This is a genomic window from Bacillus cereus group sp. BfR-BA-01430 (genome assembly GCF_022663115.1).
GTDB classification, from domain to species: Bacteria; Bacillota; Bacilli; order Bacillales; family Bacillaceae_G; genus Bacillus_A; species Bacillus_A cereus_BD.
Genome location: NZ_JAKUEW010000014.1, coordinates 39,082 through 57,591 on the forward strand (window position 1 = coordinate 39,082; position 18,510 = coordinate 57,591).

Sequence of the window (18,510 nt, forward strand, 5' to 3'; positions counted from 1 at the left end):
ATGAAATCAAGTTATAAAATTCATTCTTTTTGTCTATTTATTGAAATAACAATGCCCGCAGAGCAAAGAGCTTATCTCTACGGACTTGTTATTTTACTTTTTTATAGATCAACCACGTCCAGCTTGGAATGATGGATATAGAGTCATTCCGCCATCAGCAAATAATGTAATCCCTGTTACATAGCTAGCTTGCTCAGAAGCTAACCACGCTGCAACCGCAGCAATTTCTTCTGATTCTCCAATATGTCCCATCGGAACCATACTTTCAACATCTGCACGTTTTTCTGGATCTGCAAATTTTTCAGCATTAATTGGCGTATTGATTGCACCTGGACCAATAGCGTTTACACGAATTCCTTTTGGTGCATATTCTAAAGCTAGCGTTTCTGTCATTAACTTAACGCCACCTTTACTTGCTGCATAGTGTACAAATAATGGCCATGGAATTTGTTCATGAACACTAGACATGTTAATAACGCTACCCTTAATATCGTGCTCAACAAAATATTTAATTGCTTCTCGGCTTCCTAAGAAAGCACCTGTTAAATTCGTGTCAATTACTCTCTGCCAATCGCTTAGCGGCATTTCATGGGAAGCCACTGGATTTTCAATACCAGCATTATTGATCATGATATTTAATGTTCCAAACTCTTTCACTGCTGCTTGAACCAGATGAATCATATCTGATTCCACTCTGACATCCCCTTGTACAGCAATAGCTTCTCCGCCTGCTTTTTTAACTGCCTCTACTACTTCATTTGCTTCTGCTTCATTTGAATAATAGTTAACGACAACTTTTGCTTTTTCCTCTCCAAAACGAATTGCCATCGCTCTTCCTAATCCTGTTGATGCACCTGTAATAACAACTACTTTTCCTTTTAAATCTGTATACATAATATATTCCTCCTTTTTATCCTTTCGCGATTCCTAACATAATTCCAGCTGCGACAATGAAAATAATTCCAATGATAATCGCAATGAATTGCTGTTTTGTTTTCTTCTCACCTAAAATGAAAATTCCACCTAAAGTTGAGATCACAATCCCCATTTGAGAAAGGGAAAAACTTGTCGCTACCCCTACCCGCGGCTGCGAAATAAATAAAAACATATTTCCAGCTGCCCAAATTAAACCGGGTATAATATTGCGAACTGCATATTTATTAAATGGCTTATGTTTGAATGTTAATACAATTCCGCCTAATACCATTCCTATTGCTTGCGGCAATAACGCGGACCATCCATCTACATTAAGTAAACGTATGATAACGACATACACTAAATAGCCAAATGTAGAAACTAGTAAAATCAAAATACCTTTTTTAAAATTCCCTGCTTGTTCTGCATTCTTTTCTTCTTTACTTGGTAACGATGTGAGAACGATTCCAACAATGATAGAAATAAGTGCAAGAACACCTAATATAACAGACATTGTTGTTGACCATTCATGGAATACAATCACTCCGAATAAAGTAGCTGACACTAATTGCAATCCTGTTGAAATAGGCATTGTTTTAGAAACTCCCATTAAATCAACACTTTTCAATTGATTCGCTTGTCCTAATGCCCAAAATAAACCTGATACAATTCCTACTCCAATCACCAAAGGTGTTAACGTAGGCTGAACAAAAATATAAATACCTATGGAGAAAATCAGTGCGCCAAGAGTCGTTCCAAGTATTTGACTATACGGCCCACCACCAAGTTTGACGTTAAATAGCACAATACTTCCCCAAAACAGCGCTGGTAAAATTGCTAACAAAATATCCATTGTTCCAAACCTTTCTAGATGAAATTTCATCTTTGTTTTCTATACCTCATAAAAGAGGAGAGTTTAATTTTTCTATATAAAGAAAAATGCTAAAAACTTTTTTATTTCAATACTTTTTATCTCTTTATCTTGTTATTTGTGTCTCTTTGCAATTAGAAAGAGCGAGGAAATTTTTTTCTTCACTGACTCCAAATAAGACAACGATGATCTGTTTCATTCCTCCCTTAAACAGAAAACATTTGTTTAAAAAAACTTCCTTAACATAATTTAAAAACAAATGTTTATCTAATAACTTTTTTATAGTTTAGTTACTTTATGTAACCAATAATAACTTTGCACGAATCCTTTGTCAACAAATATTTGGTGGTAATAAAACCCAAACCACATATAAAGTGTGCACATTCAAATCAAATGCCTATTTTCCTTTCAGTCCTTTCTACTATATTGCTAAAACATATACTTTTTCTTCAAATAAAAAAACGCCCTCTAAATGTCCATATTAAAAATACAAATTTGGGCGTTGTTTTTGTTTCTATTATCTTTTTCTTATTTTCCAGCACCGTTACGATTCATTTCACTTGATGCTTTGCTGTAGTTTCCCTTTGTTAACATCTGTCATTATTGATATAATTTCAGAAGCATATATAAATTTTGGTTACCATGAATACATAAGAAACTTACTATCATAAACTACGTGTAAGGTGGTGTGAGAAATGAAGGAACAACCTGATGTGGGGTCTAAATTAAAAAATAGTTTCGAACTAATCGGAAAAAGATGGACGGGATTAATTATTTATGTGCTAATGAGTGGTCCGAAACGCTTTAGTGACATTCATGCAACAATTCCAGATTTAAGTAAGCGCATGCTAACAGAAAGAATGAAGGAACTTGAGGATAATGGCATCGTCATTCGCCGCGCAACAGAGGAACGTCCTGTACGAATAGAATATCTATTAACAAAAAAGGGAATTGAACTAGGGAAAATTCTTGGTCCGATTAATCAATGGGCTGAAAGCTGGATGCAAGAGTAAGGAATATATGTACAAAATCATATAACTTTTTCAATGGATTCAATCATTGGACAATACTTATAAAAGAACTTACACTGTTGAATATAAAAATTGACCCCGTTTTAGAAAGGAAGGAATAAATGGCAAATCTTCTTTATATTACAGCACATCCGTTTGATGAAACTCGGTCATACAGTATGGAAGTCGGGAAAGTATTCCTTGAATCATATAAAGAACTACATCCCAATGATGAAATTGTTCATCTTGATTTATACAAGGCGGATATTCCTTACCTTGATACTGATGTATTCAATGGTTGGGAAAAGCTCCGATTAGGCATACCACTTCATGAATTATCACCAATTGAAATATCAAAAGTTGGACGTCTAGCTGAACTAGGCGGACAATTTATTTTGGCGGACAAGTATGTATTTGTCACACCGATGTGGAATTTCTCTATTCCAGCTATTTTGAAGACATATCTTGACGCTGTAGCTGTATCTGGAAAAACGTTTAAATATACAAAACAAGGTGCAACCGGACTATTAACAGGAAAAAAAGCACTACACATTCAAGCACGCGGTGATATTTATTCAGAAGAACCAGAAGCACATAAAGAAATGGGACACCGTTATTTACAAGTGATGATGGATTTTTTTGGAACATCTTCCTTTGAAGGAATATTTATCGAGGGACATAATAAATATCCAGAAAAAGCAGAAGAAATTAAAGAAAATGCTATGAAAAGAGCGAAAGAAGTCGCACGCTATTTTTAACTTTGTTTAAGAGGAGAACGTCTAAAATAGATGTTCCCCTCTTAAGTAGAGTTTCATCTTTTGTCACCACAGAACCTGCCGCAACAATGGAATGCACCAATATCATTTTAACGAAATGGTATCTATAAACATATCTGATTTAAGAAAGCGGTCCATTAAAAATCATTCCGCCCCCTTTTATTTTAATGATTTTAAGGCGATTCGTATTTTTAACGAATATTGTTTTATATTGCTTTTGGCCATCCTTATCAAGAATGTGAAGAACACGTTTCCCCTCGTTATCCGTTACCGTTTGAAAGTTATAATCTTCGCTGCCAATTTGTTCAACAATCTTATTATACTCAGGTAATGAAGCCCACTTCTCATGATTTTCATTTTCTGTCGGATTGTTTTCGGATTGTTCTTTCGACTCTTCCTCCTTTACTTGCTCTGTCGTTTTTTCATCCTTTGTTTGTTCTATATCTTTCTTCTCTTGTTGTGAGGACTCCTCTTTTTTCACTGTAACATCATGATTGTCTTTAGCTGGTTCAGCGCGGTTGCAAGCTGTTAACACTGTTAATATAGCAATTAATGCAAAAATGATCTTATACACTATTTTTCAGCTCCTTTTTTATTTCATTGTAACAACAAATGCTTCTTACGATCCAGAAACTCATTCACGAAACATTTCTCTCAACTAAACATGTAATTATATATCATATATCCTAGCAATAATACGACAATGAGTATACCCATCCCCTTCCAACCTATGCCACCTACTAAATCTACTAAATTACCACTTTCAGTTCTCTTTACTCCATCATTTAAAGAGCCTGTAGGGTTATGTTTTAATTCTTGTTGCCTTAAGTGTTCTCTTTTTTCCTTTGCATCCATGTCATCCCTCACGGTTCATTCCCTCCTTTGCTTCATTATATATATTTAAGATTTATTTTATATTCCCTTCATACCCTCAAATATTGAAGACACACATTAGATTAATGATATATTTAGTTAAAAACGAACAATCAGAAAGAAGAGCTTGTATGTTTAGTTAGGTAAGAACTAAAAGACTATTTTTATGAGAATTTGAAAAAATGATTGGAATGAAATTCATAAGTATGCTCCTCAGCCAATGGTATGTCAATATCAACTTTTGGGACTGAATAAAAAAATAACTTTATTGTTCCTCTTATGTTGGTGTTACACCTTTAATCCCAATTATCGGCTGTACATTTACAAGAATTTCTCTGTTTGATTAACATATACTTCAAAAGAAGGTAGATTTATGCTTTGAATATCCTGCAAAAATGAACTACTAACATACAAGACGTTTCGACAAAAACAAAAAATGAAGCCTACATTCCAAAGAAAGGCTCGCGTTCAAAAAATAAGTTTATGGAAGAATGAACAAAACATTAAAAATACATGTGACATTTAGTAATCACGAGAATATATATAGGAGGTTTTTTATGAGGTATAATAAAAAATCGAATCCACCAGATCCTTGTAAAAAATTTTGGCCGCCTTATGTTTCTTCTGTTTCTTCTTGTGATCCCAGCAATTGTTGTACACCTGTCTTCTTGTCGATTTCTCAACAACAAGACTTATTACAAGTAGTACGCTTGTTAAATGACGCTATTCTTTCCTTTTTTACAACCCCAAATCCGACAACAGCACAAGCACTTCAATCCGTTTTACAGTCCTTATACGATTTATTAACAAAGGTACAACCAAATACACCGCAAAAGAAATTTATTCTACAAATCATTCAACAACTAATCCGTTCCTTACTCACTGCCTCTCTCTCCCAAATCTCAGCATTATTCAAATTTCTATTTCAAAACTTATCTTTACTTGTTGGTTGTTCAAATATATCGAATACTTTATTGCATCAAATATTTGAATTGATTTTACAAGGAGTCTTAAACAGTTCACTCATAAATAGTGCGGGGCCAACCGGACCGACTGGGCCAACTGGGCCGGCTGGACTAACAGGATTGACCGGACTAACAGGATTGACCGGACTAACAGGAACAACGGGACCAACCGGAGCTACAGGACCAACCGGAGCTACAGGACCAACCGGAACTACAGGACCAACCGGAATGACGGGACCAACCGGAGCTACAGGACCAACCGGAACTACAGGACCAACCGGAATGACGGGACCAACCGGAATGACGGGGCCAACCGGAACTACGGGACCAACCGGAACTACGGGACCAACCGGAGCTACGGGACCAACCGGAGCTACGGGACCAACCGGAATGACGGGGCCAACCGGAGCTACGGGACCAACCGGAATGACGGGGCCAACCGGAGCTACAGGGCCGACTGGACCAACATGTAATTTCCTTGTTTATGTTACCAATGCAGGAGCTATGGGCGATCCAGCAAATGATACCGTATCTGTCATTAATTCAGCAACAAATACGGTAATCGCTACGATTCCTGTAGAAGATGCACCTCTTGAAGTAGCGGTTTCACCAGATGGAACAAGAGCTTATGTCCCAAATATCTTTTCTAATACAGTCTCCGTTATTGATACTGCTACGAATGCGGTGATTGCTACGATTCCTGTTGAAGAAGAGCCACTTGGTGTAGCAATTTCTCCAAACGGAGCAACCGCTTATATTTCAAATCATGGCTTCGATACCGTTTCCGTTATTGATACTGCTACCAATACAGTGATTGATACAATTATCGTCGGAAATGCTCCACAAGGAATTGCTTTTTCTCCAGATGGATCTCTTGCTTACGTGGCAAATGAATTAGATGATACAGTCTCGGTTATTGATACTGCTACCAATACGGTGATTAATACAATTGCCGTTGAAGATCGTCCTCGATCTATCATCTTTACACCAGATGGGACTCGTGCTTATGTTACAAATCAAGGTAATGATATGACCTTAACTGATACAGTATCCGTTATTGATACTGCCACGAATACGGTTATCAATACGATTGACGTCGGGAACTCTCCTGTCGGTGCAGACATTACACCAGATGGTTCTTTTGTTTACATTGTAAACAAAGAAAGTAACAATGTATCCGTAATAAATACGTCATTGAATACAGTAATTGCTACTATCCCTGTTGGGCTATCACCTGACCAAGTAGCTATTTTGCCAGATGGATCTCTTGCCTATGTTACAAATACAGTCTCGGTTATTGATACTGCCACCAATATGGTTATTAATACCATTCTGGCAGGTGACGCTCCAACTGGTATTGCAACTGGAACAGTTTGCGAATAGAGCTAACAATTCAGAAGTCATTATAAAATAACTAAAAAAGGTTCAAACAAACGGTTACTGAGAAGTTTTATTTCATTATAAAAAAGAGCGTGTTTTGAAAAAAGATTAATCAAAACACGCTCTTCCTATTTTTAGTTGTTTCATTCTTTAATAAAACAGTTTTAGGAATAACTTACCAAAACCGATTTTCCAACCTAAAGTGACTGAAATTGTCTCAAATTGGATTAAAGCAAAAACAACTAAACAAACATTTTTTAATTGATTCATCATTTTTCGGCTATTTAAATAAAACTGCTTAGCATTCGATTCATTCAGTCTTTGTGGATAGTTATGAACTTCTGGAAACATTTCTACAGTTTGCATTAAAAGCAGGGTAAATGCCCCGATTCCTGGTAAAATCAAAAGTTCCCCCTTAGTACCCCAACGATCTACAACTCCAGCTGCACTATAATGCCCCGGTACTTCCTCGGGTAATCTTCCCCAAATAATGATCAAAAAAATGATTGATCCTAAAAAAATGAATATCCAATGATATCCCAAATCCATTCACTTTTTGTTCTTTGAATTTTTATTTTAGGTCGTCTCCATGAATTCCCTATATTTCCCTTCCCCCTTCTATGATATTCATAGTAATACACATCCTATATTACATTTTAGTTTTCTACCTAAATCATCTCAAATTTACAATATGTTTGCAATTCATCATGTTAGAATATGTCCCGATTGTTGAACAATTCTGCTTTTAACTAATACTCTAGTCAAACATGCTACAAATAATCTAGGCTATTCAAAATCAAGATAAGACCAACTATACACATAATCCAAGAAAGAGCCGCCCCTGTATGATTAGCGATTTTCACTCGAAGCTTCTCGAGAAATGTTTGCATCCACCTTCCAAACAGGAGATAGAAGAGAAACAGCACGAGGGAAGGCAACACCATAATAAAATTGTATCCAGCTAAAATAGACGACCATTCCACCCACGATAGATTAGAAGTAGTCATTATGCCAATTGCTGCAAAATAAGGAAATGCACTACCTACTTCAATGAATGAAGTAGTGAATCCTAGAGCAACCATTGAAAGAATACTTTTTGATTTTGGTGCAGGTAGGTCTGAACTTTTCTTTGTTGGAACATAAAAACTCGCTATGAACAATATCACCCCAATAATAAAGAACGCCCAGCTTACGATTCGATTTTGAAATACGCCAGAAATTATCTCAAGCAAGAAATCTAATCCTAACATGAGTGAAACTCCAACAGCAAAATAAAATCCTGCTACCGTCAGTAAATAAACCAATAAATATTTAGTAAGTTTCTCTTTATCTGTTAAAAGTAAATATACCGTTACCCCTAATGTAGCAGGGCTTAACGTGTCTAATAAGGCCAATCCCCCTATTAGGAGAAGTAGTTCTGTACTCATCCTTCTTCCCCCTTATTCCGGTTGGAAATTATTCTTTTCAGCCATAAAAATGGCATATGCTTGATCCATAAACTCAAGTACATCATGGTCAATTGGATATAATCTCAATTTCTCTGATTGTTTTGGTGACATCCTTATTTCCCAAAGTTTATCTAAAAATTCATCTTCACCTTCAAATTCCTCTAAGCGCTTTTCATCCATTCTTCTAATAATATTCTGGACTTTGGTTGCTTTTGGACCATCCTTCATATAACGCTTTAGCTGACCTATCAGAGCAATCCATTCTAGTGAATCAGCATTCTCACTTGCCATATTGGGAACCTTTTCCCATAGTTTCATTTCTCTATCTTTAAATACAGATTCAAGATAATATTGCTGTATTTCTTTATCTTTACTAGATAATTGCATAACCTTCTGAATCGCGATCCAGTTTTCTTCTCCTTCTATCGCGATTCCATGTATCATTTCTCGTAAGGATAACTCTATTTTCTTTAAATTTTCCTGCTCTTTTATTACAAAAGATAATTGTCTCCTTAAACTATCTGACCAATCCCATGCACTGGAAGCAAGCATATTCTTAATCTCATGTAACGAAAATCCAACCTTTTTTAAAAATTGAACCTGCTGTAGTTTTTTTATTTCTTCATTCGTATATAAACGATGGCCACCCTCTGTTTTGGACGCAGGTTTTAATAATCCGATTTGATCATAATAACGCAGTGTTCTTACTGTAACACCTGTCAGCTCCCCAACCTTATTAATGTGTATCAACGGATAAACCTACCTTTCTGTACGTTATCGTTAACAATTATTTCATTCATTCCACATTTATTCTTCTTTACCAAAAAAGTTTTTAATTAAATATCCTGCTCCTAAGCCAATCAGTACACCAGGAAATGCATGATCCAGTGTCAGTCCGATACCTGCACCTATAATGACACATCCATAAATAATAATATCTCCCTGTTTCATCTAAAAACCTCCTATTCTCCTAATCCCTTTTATCTAAGTATCTCTAAATATATAAATACAAATTAAAAAACGATATAAAGCTCTTCTTTTTAGGTGGAGAGAGCATTCGTTCATGCATAGAAGCGATTAGACTTTTTTCCTGTGCCCCATACCAAGTGAAAACAAAGAGAAAAAACAAGTGCAGTTATCTTTTGTTATCCATAGCTGCAACTTATATGTCAATAAACAAAATAGATATATATGGTAGTTATTAAACAGTATATAAAATGACGCAACGTAAACTTCAAGTTTTTTCATGTTTTTTAAATTTTTATTATGTGAGTTGTTACGAGCAAGGCTCCTATCCCTGAACCTCAATCTTATTTCATCCACTTTTCAACTTCAGATGTTCTTTTTCTTTTAGACACAAAAACACCCCTTTAGATAATCATATCTAAAGGGGTGAAGCATCGCATCTTTTTTATAAACATCATGACTTTATTTCAAATCCACAACCATGTATAGTGATAATAAAGTTATTGAATTTTGATTAAAAAAGATAAGAGCCTTACTACATTCTATATGCAGCAAGGCTCTTTAAAGTTGTTTCAAATTATATCCATCTGCTTATGTAATGCTTAAAAAATGAATAATAAAGTTGTTTACTTCTTATTGAACTAACGCCCCCGTTAGTTTAAGTGTAACTCTTCACAATCATTTGATATTATATAGGTAAATAGAAAGATAAATTAGAGTTTAGTTTATAGTTATAAAAATAAGTTATTTTTCCCCTTATAATTCTTCAAAAAGGAGAGTATATGAAAAAAACTATTGTTTTTGTATTAACGATATTTATATTATTCTCAGGATTCGTAACACAAGGTTATGCGTTGTCAGATTCGAAATCTGTGGCAATACAAGCATTGCTAGATGATGCCTGTCGTACGTCAGGTGTGCCTGGAATGTCAATCTCAATACTTGCTGATGGTGAAGTGTTCTACTTTTCTTCTGGGTATGCAGATCTTGAAAAGGGCCAGTCTGCAAGTGAAAATACACTCTATGAGTTGGCCTCGGTGAGTAAAGCTTTTACTGGTATGGGGATTTTGCTATTGGAAGAGCAAGGGCTGCTATCAATGACTGACCCTATCCAAAAATATTTACCTTGGTTTACGTTAAAGTATCAAGGTAAACCTGTTGATATGCAAAACCTTACACTAAATAACTTTCTTCACCATACCAGCGGCCTAACAAATATTAGACATATTCAAAATATTCCACAAGGTAATACGCCTGATATGTTGCAAAAGACTGTGGAAACGCTGGTAGATGCAGAATTGGCGTTCTCTCCCGGTGAACAATATAACTATGGAACCGTTAATTATGACGTATTGGGTTTGGTTATTGAGATTGTATCACGACAAAGCTATGAAGACTTTATGAAGGAACAGGTATTTCTACCCTTAGGTCTTCACCAGACGTATGTTTATAAAGAAGATGCTCAAGCCACTGGACAGTTAGCACAGGGTTACCGTTCTTCCTTTTTTATAACAACTCCATTTAACGCTCCGGATTATGCTGGGAATAAACCTGCCGGCTATATCATTTCTAATACAAAAGATATGGCGCGTTGGATGGGCATACAGATGGGTATCGTGCAGGACATACCCGAAATATTTCACAGGGCCATCGAAAAATCACATAGGGGTGATATGTCTGTTTCGGCTGTCAATGATATGTATTATGCGGCAGGTTGGTCGGTAAACGCCGAACAAACGTTTATAGAACACACTGGGGGTAATCCAAATTTTAGTACCGAAGTAGCCATACTGCCAAATGAAAGAACAGCCATCTGCTTACTGAGCAACGGCGCAAATACCAATATAAACCTGGTACTAAAAGTTAAAAATATATTAAACGGCAATCTAACTCAGTCATATGAGATAAGCGGCACACAACTGTTGGATATCATTTTGTCGTCTACCACAATTATTCTTTGCCTATTAGCCGTTCTGTTATTTTTCTTAGGATTAAGAAAAAAGAAAACGAATGAGCAGCAGCCAATGACAAAAAAGAGAACAATCGTAACAATTATTTTCCTAATCGCTACGATTGCCCAGTGTATAATGTTTTTTGCCTTCGATTGGTCAACGATACTTATTTGGCAAACATATAGTGTTCTTACAGCTTTAATTTCGTCAACATTATTAACAGCAAGCATTACTTGGTTTGTATATACTCACCGATTAGATGCCTCGGTCCGAAAATAAGTATAATGTTAAGTAAATAAATCTTAATTTATCGATATCCTTAATTTAAAAAACAGAAGACACCTCGGTGTCTTCTTTAATGTCATCGACACTTCTCCTAGTTAAACCCACTTGCTATTTCTTCCACTAACCTGCCTCGTTAGTAGAAGAAGGATTTTTAAACAACTATATTATTTTTTAAATGACTTTATTGTAAATTAAACAACTTTATTATCTCTGTACAAAACCAATGTTGGTTTGGAATAAAGTTTAATCAAACTGAAGTTGTAGACCTTCATTTAACAGCAACTATAAAAACACCATTTTGAAAAAAGATTAATCAAAATGGTGTCACTCTTTTTAGCTAAGTATGAGATTTTTTTAATAAAGTTTAATCGCTTTCACCTTATTTTTCATATTATCATTCAACACATCTACTCAAAATCGGTAATTAGAGTTCCAACTATGTAATCCAAATACTGTAAGAAGCTTTTCACTTAAATTAAATAAAAATCACAATTTCCCTATCACTTCATGTTGTTTGAAATCTTGGAGTAGATTTAATAAAAAATCGTTCTAAACCATTTTTATATTAATTATAAAAACTACTAGTATATAATTTAATTAAATTCGCTATCAACACATATACTAATTGCCCCTTCAACATCTTTACACCATATAGGCTTAATCTTACCATTTTTCAATATCCATACAGTATAACCATGTTTTCCACGTTTAGTCCTTTCATCATCCCATTCGCCCTCAGTTACAAGACGAATTTTAACTGGTTTTCCCGTTCCAATTGAGTCAAGATAAAAAAGTTTATTAGCTGAATCTTGAGCAATCAAATGATCCCCTTTAGTATCTATAGCAATAATGGAATTTTCACTCCAAACTATAAAATCAGGATTAAAATTATTATTCCCCGCTAAATCAAGTAATGGTATTTCAAAATAACCTCTCGATGGGTTTCTAAGCCATTTTAATCCGTATTTATCTATAGCTTTAGCAAATGTTTTTTCTAAATTATTTAACCCACTATATCCTTCATGTACTGAGTTGTTATATCTAATCATTTCAGCTTGTTTCACTGGAATAGGAGATACTTCAAGTAGATTATAGTTATTTTGCATCACATTAGAATAATCAATATATGTTTTAACAACTTTATTTGCAGATTCCCTTAAATGCTCTGCTGCATTACTGCTATATTCTACTAACGCATCTAATTTTGGATCTTCAATATCACATAGATTAATAGCTTTACCATAAGTTTTTTGAGCTTCTCTTATAAATATCCATCTCGCGGATACACGGTTACTATGTTCAACTTCAACCCATTCTTCTTCATTATCATTTTCCGTACCAATTGATTGTAGGACCTGAATTCGTCCACCTTTTCCTATTGTATTAACAGTATCATACCTAAAATCTTGTATTCTATCAGTTATTTCTTTTATTGGCTTTTGAGCATTTTGTGAATTAATTGATATCTCCGGAACCTGTAGTTTCCACTTAGGTTGAAGAATTGGATTATCGTTACTAGTGCCTTTTTTATAGTAAGTAAGATTAATTTCAGGCGAATCTGCTGTGATTTTCCCTTTTACTTCTTGCAATACTTCTTCAAATGTATTTTTTTCATCTGTCCTTATGAAAAAATGAGCGGTATTTAACTCTTCAGATGCATAATGAGTTGCTCCAGGCTGCCTTAGGACCCTCCCTATTATTTGAGTAACTTGTATTTGTGATCCCATATCTTTATCTATATATGCAAAATAAACTGAAGGATCATCCCAGCCTTCCTGTAAGGTTTGATTAAATATAATATGGGTAAAATTACCAGATATAAAATCATCATAGTCCGAATCTCCACCGGAGAAAAGACGGAAATTTTCTGGTGGCGGAAATTTTTTATCAAACTTCAAATTACAATAAACAGCTATTTCGGAAGGATCAATCCCTTTAGTTTCAACAAGATATTTCCATATCACAATTGGTCTAGCTTTTCTATCATCAAAGGGTTGTTTAACCTCGTCTTTTTCTATACCCGATATAACATTGGTATTAGTGACGTAGATTGCTTTAGGTTTAAATTTCACATTAAGCTTTTGGCACTGTCGCTCAACCTTTATAATATTTGACACCATGTCATCTAGAGCTATTTCCATTGGTGTTAAATATCCTCCTAGTAGCAAATTTTGTTTTATTAATCCTGATCCAACAACACTTGAACTTTTTACACTAGTATAAAAATCTTCATCTTTCCAGCCCTTATCTACCTTTAGTCTATCAATGGTATTTGAAAGAGATTGAGGAACTTTCATTGTTGCACTCGCTGCAATTAAAGCATCTGGATTTAATTCCAACAAAAGATTAGTTTGTTGATCAGAAAGGTTATGCCCTTCATCATAAACTATTATCAATGGTCTTTTAATCCCTTTTGCATTCCGACGTTCTTTTAATAAATTCCATAAAGAGTCGTCTGCGCTATCCAATTGCACTCTGAAAATTTTTCTATCACCCTTTTCTTTATCCTTTTGATTAAATTTCCCTACTGTAGCCACTAAAAGGAGACCAGATTCTGGTGACTCTATATCTCCCTTACTAGTATCAAGAAGAGGCTTAACAGTGAATCCTCCAAGAAAATTTGAGTACTTACCCGATGATAAATTCGTATATGTTTGCCATACAACTACTTTTCCTTTTGATAACCACAATACGATTGGTTCCACAGGAAGTAGACATCTTATTTGTTCAATTGCATCTGCAAGAATTAATGTTTTTCCACTTCCAGTAATCGAAGATAGATTTTGATAAAAGGGCACTATTTTAGTTCTTGTAACTGTAAGAGGGTCTTTCATATAATCAGCAAAACGAGTTGCAATTTTAGTTGATGCCTCTATTTGAAACGGTAAAAGATTCAATTTTTACTACTCCCCTTCAATCTCATTATAAGGATCACTATTTTCATTTAATCCCAAATGAGCTAAAATTTTATCTGGTATTTTATAGAACCTAACACTGTTGGATTGAAAAACTTCGTATCTTGCATATACATGATAAGGTCCATTTAAATTCTCTTTTTTAGCTTCCTCAATAATAGTTCCATATGTCTCTAAATCCAATTGACCTACTTCATCATCGCCATTCCAAATAATAAAGTAACCCTCGTTTTCGTCATTTTTCCCCACCAAATAACGAAATTTAGTATTTTCTATTCTAATTAAATTAGAACTGGATCTTCTTTCATTTTCCCAATGCGATGTAATCACCAAATCGACTAATTCATCTTTTTTCATTGTAAGTACTGTATTAGCATCAATTTGTTTTGTTAAAGTTCTAAATTCAAAACCACTATTAATTGGTTTATACTTTTGTATAAGAACTCCATTCTGATCCGGACGCTCACCAGTTATAACTCTACGAATCCTCTCTTGGGTTAAACTTCTAGCATATTTGTCACCTTTTTCTGAGTTACCTTGCTCAATTAAAATAAACTTTCTTTTTGTACCCGCTTCTTGGTTTAATTCCAACACTGCATGTCCGGTCGTTCCAGATCCTGCATAAGGATCGAGTACCAATCCTTCGGAAGGACACCACAGCTGAATAATTTTTTTCATTAGCTTCAAAGGTTTTACAGTTTGAAATTTATGTCCTTTTCCTATTATTTCATCAAGCTCATTGATGCCAGTCTGACTATGTCCAGATTCTTCATGATTCCATGATTGAGCACCTAATTCGAAAGGGACTTCATAGCTATCATCCCCCCAATATGTTAAAGGCACTTTTCCTCTTTTAACATTTTTTAAGTATCTTTTTATTGCAGGTCTACCATGCCCTTTTTTTGGAAAATACAATATCGGCCATACCTCATTGTGCATTATATAATTCGCTGCTTCTCTTGATAATTGGATAGCTGGCGAATGAAACACATCTTCGTTTTCAACTACTGGATTATTTTCTAAATTTCTATCTAGAGGAATAGATGGGATAGGAGCATCTTTTATTACCAAAGCGTTAGCTCTTCCATCTCCAATGGATATTTCAATATACTCTGAACCCCATTGTTCTAACCATTCTTTCATGGTTTTCTTTGGAAAGGACCATGCTCTTGCTCCAGGATAATGTAAAGCACCTGTAAAAGGTGATTGAATTGCATAAGTATCCTTCTCTACTACCGTAGCCACAGTAGCATTATCATTTCGCCAAAGTCCTTCGGGATCGTTATCCGGGTTCTTTTACTTCGAATTAGTTGAATCCTCCCTAGGTAAAAGTCCTGTCTTAGCTAATGATTTATCCTTTGCATACACAAGTATATATTCCGCACCAGTAGACATATGTTTGCTATCACTTTTAGGAGCATAGGACTTTTGCCAGTTAATAATACCTATTCTATTCTCTTCACCAAATACTTCATTCATCATCATTCCTAAGTGAAATAGTTCATTATCATCAATACATATAGCCATTACACCCGTTGGTTTAAGCATCTTCCACATCATATGAAGACGTGGCATCATCGCCTTCATCCACTTTGTATGCTTAGAACCATCATCTTCTGCAACTATTGTCCCTAAATCTGGATCATTTGGGTCTGTGTCCCATTTATCATTATAACGGAAATATTGTCCAGTATTATATGGAGGATCTGTGAGAATCAAATCAACTTGCTCTCTGTATTTATATAATGTAACCATGCCTTGAAGATTTTCTCCCTCAAGAATTATATTTCTGGCCTGCTGCTCCTCAGTACCTACACATAACTTTCTATTCACACGAGTTACCCTTGGTCGTACCTTTTTATAAATTTCTTCGGCTGTCCGCTTCCCATAAAAGCTTAATGATACTCCTCCATCCACCATATTTTTAAGTATTTTCAATAAATCTTCTCTGTCTAAAAAATCTAAATTGTTATTATTTATGTCTATATTGTTGCTCAATTTTTTATTCCTCCTACTAAGTGTATTTGTTAACACCAATTATAGAACGTTAGTTCCATTCGGTCGACTATTTATGTCCACTATCCTTAGCTATTAAGTTGATACATACCTAGCACTTTTGTAAATTTTTATGGATATTCATGTAAAATCCGAGCAAAAAATACTAACTTTATTTTTACTATAATACATTATAAAATTATAGTGATTTTCTATTTTTTTCTATTTTTCATTCTGCTGGCTTTCGAAGTTTTTCTCCTTTGTTTCTTTCCTCTTTTATTAGAACAACCATTTACTTTCTTTTTTATTGTCTTGCTACCTTTTGATTCTATTTTTTTTATCATTCCATTTTTCTCAAAGTACATCTCATCAAAAATCCCTGCATAATTAGGATCTATTTGAATTAAATCTGCACTCTCATCAATCTTAGATCCACTAAAGAAATACCCAAAAATATCCAACTCGTCAGTCGCTAATATTTTTGAATGATAAGTTCTTCTGAAGTTTAAATAGTCGTCGAATACAGCTTCATCTAACCCCTTATAATTAATAAAGTCGATTATAAGCTCCAAATCAAATGTATTTATTGAAATTGGAAAGTGTTCGTCTATTTCTTTTTCCAATAGGTAAGATAAATTAGAAGCTATTACTCCGAAATTTTCAGCGGTTGCACAAATTATATAGATATTTTCTACTTTATCAGAGGTAATATTCACAACTTCATTACCATGTTCATCATATAAAATTGTATTAGGCTGAGATAATATCAAATTCTTCAAGTTTAACCCTTGTTCAAAAGCCTTTTGTATTCCCCCATCACTTTTAAAGTCTCTTGTAATTCTTGTAAATGCTCTATCAGGATCCCTAAAAGGTTCTTTAAACTTAGATGCTTTTACTTCAATAATATATATATTGTTTTCTTTAATAATTAGTAAATCATGTTCATTTTGAGCATCAGTAGTTTCAAAAACCGTTGAATAATATAATGCTCTGTCTCTAAATAACATTTTAAATAAATCTATTGTCTTATTCTCTGTTTTTTTATCTCTATTTCTATAAAAACTTCCTTTTAGTGTACTTGTTTCGATTATATTGGATAACAGATTATAAATAGCTTCTAAAATTTGTTTGTAAATTGGAACAAAGAAAAGTTCTTCACTTTTCTTCCAAATAGGCTTTTGTTCAAAAGGTCCTTTTTGAGTATAGTAGGTTACCTCTCTCTTTTCTCTTTCTAATGAAAATAACGATAAGAACTTTTCTACTTTTGAGCGATCATATAAACTACTTAAATCAGATTTTTTAACGATAAAAAGTTGTTCATTAAGACACTTTTCAAAATCATTTAAATCAACAGCATCCCCATACTTTTGACGGGAAATTCCTATCGCTTCATCAAATTCTAATCCTTTACTTTCCATTAGACTAAATGTAAATTCTCTAATTTCATTCATCTTATCAAAGAATTTTTTAGTTTTTTTGAAATCCTGTATTAACCTAGATTTAAGCAAATCATAGATAGCAATTAAATCCTCTACAGTTAATTGTATTTGACTTAAATAATAGTCATTATATTGACTAAACCAACTTACTATTCTATCTTTCAACTGTTCCTCGCTATTGAGAGAGTGTATATTAAAGTAATTCATAAAAACAGGCATACATAGTTCTCTTTTTTGAATCCATTCTTCTGAAATTTGTTCATTAGATTCTGGAAAGAAAATTAACCCATAAATATTTACTATTTCATTTAACTTTTCCTTAATTTCCTTATATATACTTGGAAAATCTTCTGATTCATAGGACAATACTTTTAATTGTGGGATAGAAAATAATAAATTACATAAATAAATATATTGTTTAAATGGAGATAATAAAGATGTAGTTTCAAAAACTGTTATATCATCTCCCGGAACGATCATTTGAAATTCTGTTGCTATCATACCTAATACATCTTCTGTATCTACCTTAGAAATTAAAGCATTTAATTCCAGCATTTTATTTTCTAATTGATTTGAAATATCCATTTTATTCACTCCGCTTAGTATTATCAGTTGGGATATGTGCAGCAGCATCTGTTATTACTTAAATATTCAAACTAAGCTGTACCCATATCTATATTTACACTTATAAATATCTAATATATTAAAATTTAACTATAT

The 18,510-nt window shown here is 34.1% G+C and carries 16 protein-coding genes; 4 read left to right on the forward strand and 12 right to left on the reverse strand.

Annotated features, from left to right (window positions below; genetic code table 11):
* Positions 1 to 108: 108 nt before the first annotated feature.
* Entirely contained in the window at positions 109 to 894 is a 786-nt protein-coding gene (gene gdh, locus MR058_RS18795; protein WP_242145398.1) for a glucose 1-dehydrogenase, read from the reverse strand.
* A 16-nt stretch (positions 895 to 910) separates the two neighbouring features.
* Positions 911 to 1,768: a RhaT/GlcU family sugar-proton symporter gene (locus tag MR058_RS18800; RefSeq protein ID WP_242145426.1), complete on the reverse strand. Its 858-nt coding sequence runs from the start codon at positions 1,766 to 1,768 to the stop codon at positions 911 to 913.
* A gap of 713 nt (positions 1,769 to 2,481) precedes the next feature.
* Here MR058_RS18800 and MR058_RS18805 point away from each other — a divergent pair.
* Both MR058_RS18805 and MR058_RS18810 read left to right on the forward strand, forming a co-directional pair.
* Positions 2,482 to 2,799 (forward strand): winged helix-turn-helix transcriptional regulator, encoded by a 318-nt coding sequence (locus tag MR058_RS18805; RefSeq protein WP_242145399.1) that lies wholly within the window; start codon positions 2,482 to 2,484, stop codon positions 2,797 to 2,799.
* A 119-nt stretch (positions 2,800 to 2,918) separates the two neighbouring features.
* On the forward strand, positions 2,919 to 3,554 hold the full coding sequence (locus MR058_RS18810; RefSeq protein WP_242145400.1) for an FMN-dependent NADH-azoreductase: 636 nt from the start codon (positions 2,919 to 2,921) through the stop codon (positions 3,552 to 3,554).
* A gap of 139 nt (positions 3,555 to 3,693) precedes the next feature.
* Here MR058_RS18810 and MR058_RS18815 read toward each other — a convergent pair whose 3' ends face one another.
* Both MR058_RS18815 and MR058_RS18820 read right to left on the reverse strand, forming a co-directional pair.
* Positions 3,694 to 4,146, reverse strand: a complete 453-nt coding sequence (locus MR058_RS18815) for a hypothetical protein (protein ID WP_242145401.1) — start codon at positions 4,144 to 4,146, stop codon at positions 3,694 to 3,696.
* Positions 4,147 to 4,226: 80 nt separating this feature from the next.
* Positions 4,227 to 4,427: a DUF6366 family protein gene (locus tag MR058_RS18820; RefSeq protein ID WP_242145427.1), complete on the reverse strand. Its 201-nt coding sequence runs from the start codon at positions 4,425 to 4,427 to the stop codon at positions 4,227 to 4,229.
* Positions 4,428 to 5,002: 575 nt separating this feature from the next.
* Between MR058_RS18820 and MR058_RS18825 the strand changes: the two genes are divergently transcribed.
* Positions 5,003 to 6,793: a beta-propeller fold lactonase family protein gene (locus MR058_RS18825; protein WP_242145402.1), complete on the forward strand. Its 1,791-nt coding sequence runs from the start codon at positions 5,003 to 5,005 to the stop codon at positions 6,791 to 6,793.
* Between the two features lie 147 nt (positions 6,794 to 6,940).
* Here MR058_RS18825 and MR058_RS18830 read toward each other — a convergent pair whose 3' ends face one another.
* From MR058_RS18830 to MR058_RS18845, 4 genes are all read right to left on the reverse strand, one after another.
* Positions 6,941 to 7,312, reverse strand: coding sequence for a DUF1648 domain-containing protein (locus MR058_RS18830; protein ID WP_313949179.1), 372 nt, complete (start codon positions 7,310 to 7,312; stop codon positions 6,941 to 6,943).
* 248 nt (positions 7,313 to 7,560) lie between these two features.
* Positions 7,561 to 8,217: a GAP family protein gene (locus MR058_RS18835; protein ID WP_242145404.1), complete on the reverse strand. Its 657-nt coding sequence runs from the start codon at positions 8,215 to 8,217 to the stop codon at positions 7,561 to 7,563.
* Positions 8,218 to 8,229: 12 nt separating this feature from the next.
* Entirely contained in the window at positions 8,230 to 8,988 is a 759-nt protein-coding gene (locus tag MR058_RS18840) for a MerR family transcriptional regulator (protein WP_242145405.1), read from the reverse strand.
* Positions 8,989 to 9,045: 57 nt separating this feature from the next.
* The gene (locus tag MR058_RS18845) at positions 9,046 to 9,189 is read right to left on the reverse strand and encodes a hypothetical protein (RefSeq protein WP_242145406.1); all 144 of its coding nucleotides are present in this window, start codon (positions 9,187 to 9,189) and stop codon (positions 9,046 to 9,048) included.
* Between the two features lie 797 nt (positions 9,190 to 9,986).
* Between MR058_RS18845 and MR058_RS18850 the strand changes: the two genes are divergently transcribed.
* Positions 9,987 to 11,435, forward strand: a complete 1,449-nt coding sequence (locus MR058_RS18850; RefSeq protein ID WP_242145407.1) for a serine hydrolase domain-containing protein — start codon at positions 9,987 to 9,989, stop codon at positions 11,433 to 11,435.
* 599 nt (positions 11,436 to 12,034) lie between these two features.
* Here the strand turns inward: MR058_RS18850 and MR058_RS18855 are convergent.
* From MR058_RS18855 to MR058_RS18870, 4 genes are all read right to left on the reverse strand, one after another.
* Positions 12,035 to 14,338 (reverse strand): DEAD/DEAH box helicase family protein, encoded by a 2,304-nt coding sequence (locus MR058_RS18855; RefSeq protein ID WP_242145408.1) that lies wholly within the window; start codon positions 14,336 to 14,338, stop codon positions 12,035 to 12,037.
* 6 nt (positions 14,339 to 14,344) lie between these two features.
* Positions 14,345 to 15,601 (reverse strand): DNA methyltransferase, encoded by a 1,257-nt coding sequence (locus MR058_RS18860; RefSeq protein WP_242145409.1) that lies wholly within the window; start codon positions 15,599 to 15,601, stop codon positions 14,345 to 14,347.
* Positions 15,602 to 15,652: 51 nt separating this feature from the next.
* Positions 15,653 to 16,354: a DNA methyltransferase gene (locus MR058_RS18865; protein WP_242145410.1), complete on the reverse strand. Its 702-nt coding sequence runs from the start codon at positions 16,352 to 16,354 to the stop codon at positions 15,653 to 15,655.
* A 209-nt stretch (positions 16,355 to 16,563) separates the two neighbouring features.
* A complete protein-coding gene (locus MR058_RS18870) occupies positions 16,564 to 18,375 on the reverse strand; it encodes a hypothetical protein (RefSeq protein ID WP_242145411.1) in 1,812 nt (603 codons plus the stop codon).
* Between the last annotated feature and the right edge of the window lie 135 nt (positions 18,376 to 18,510).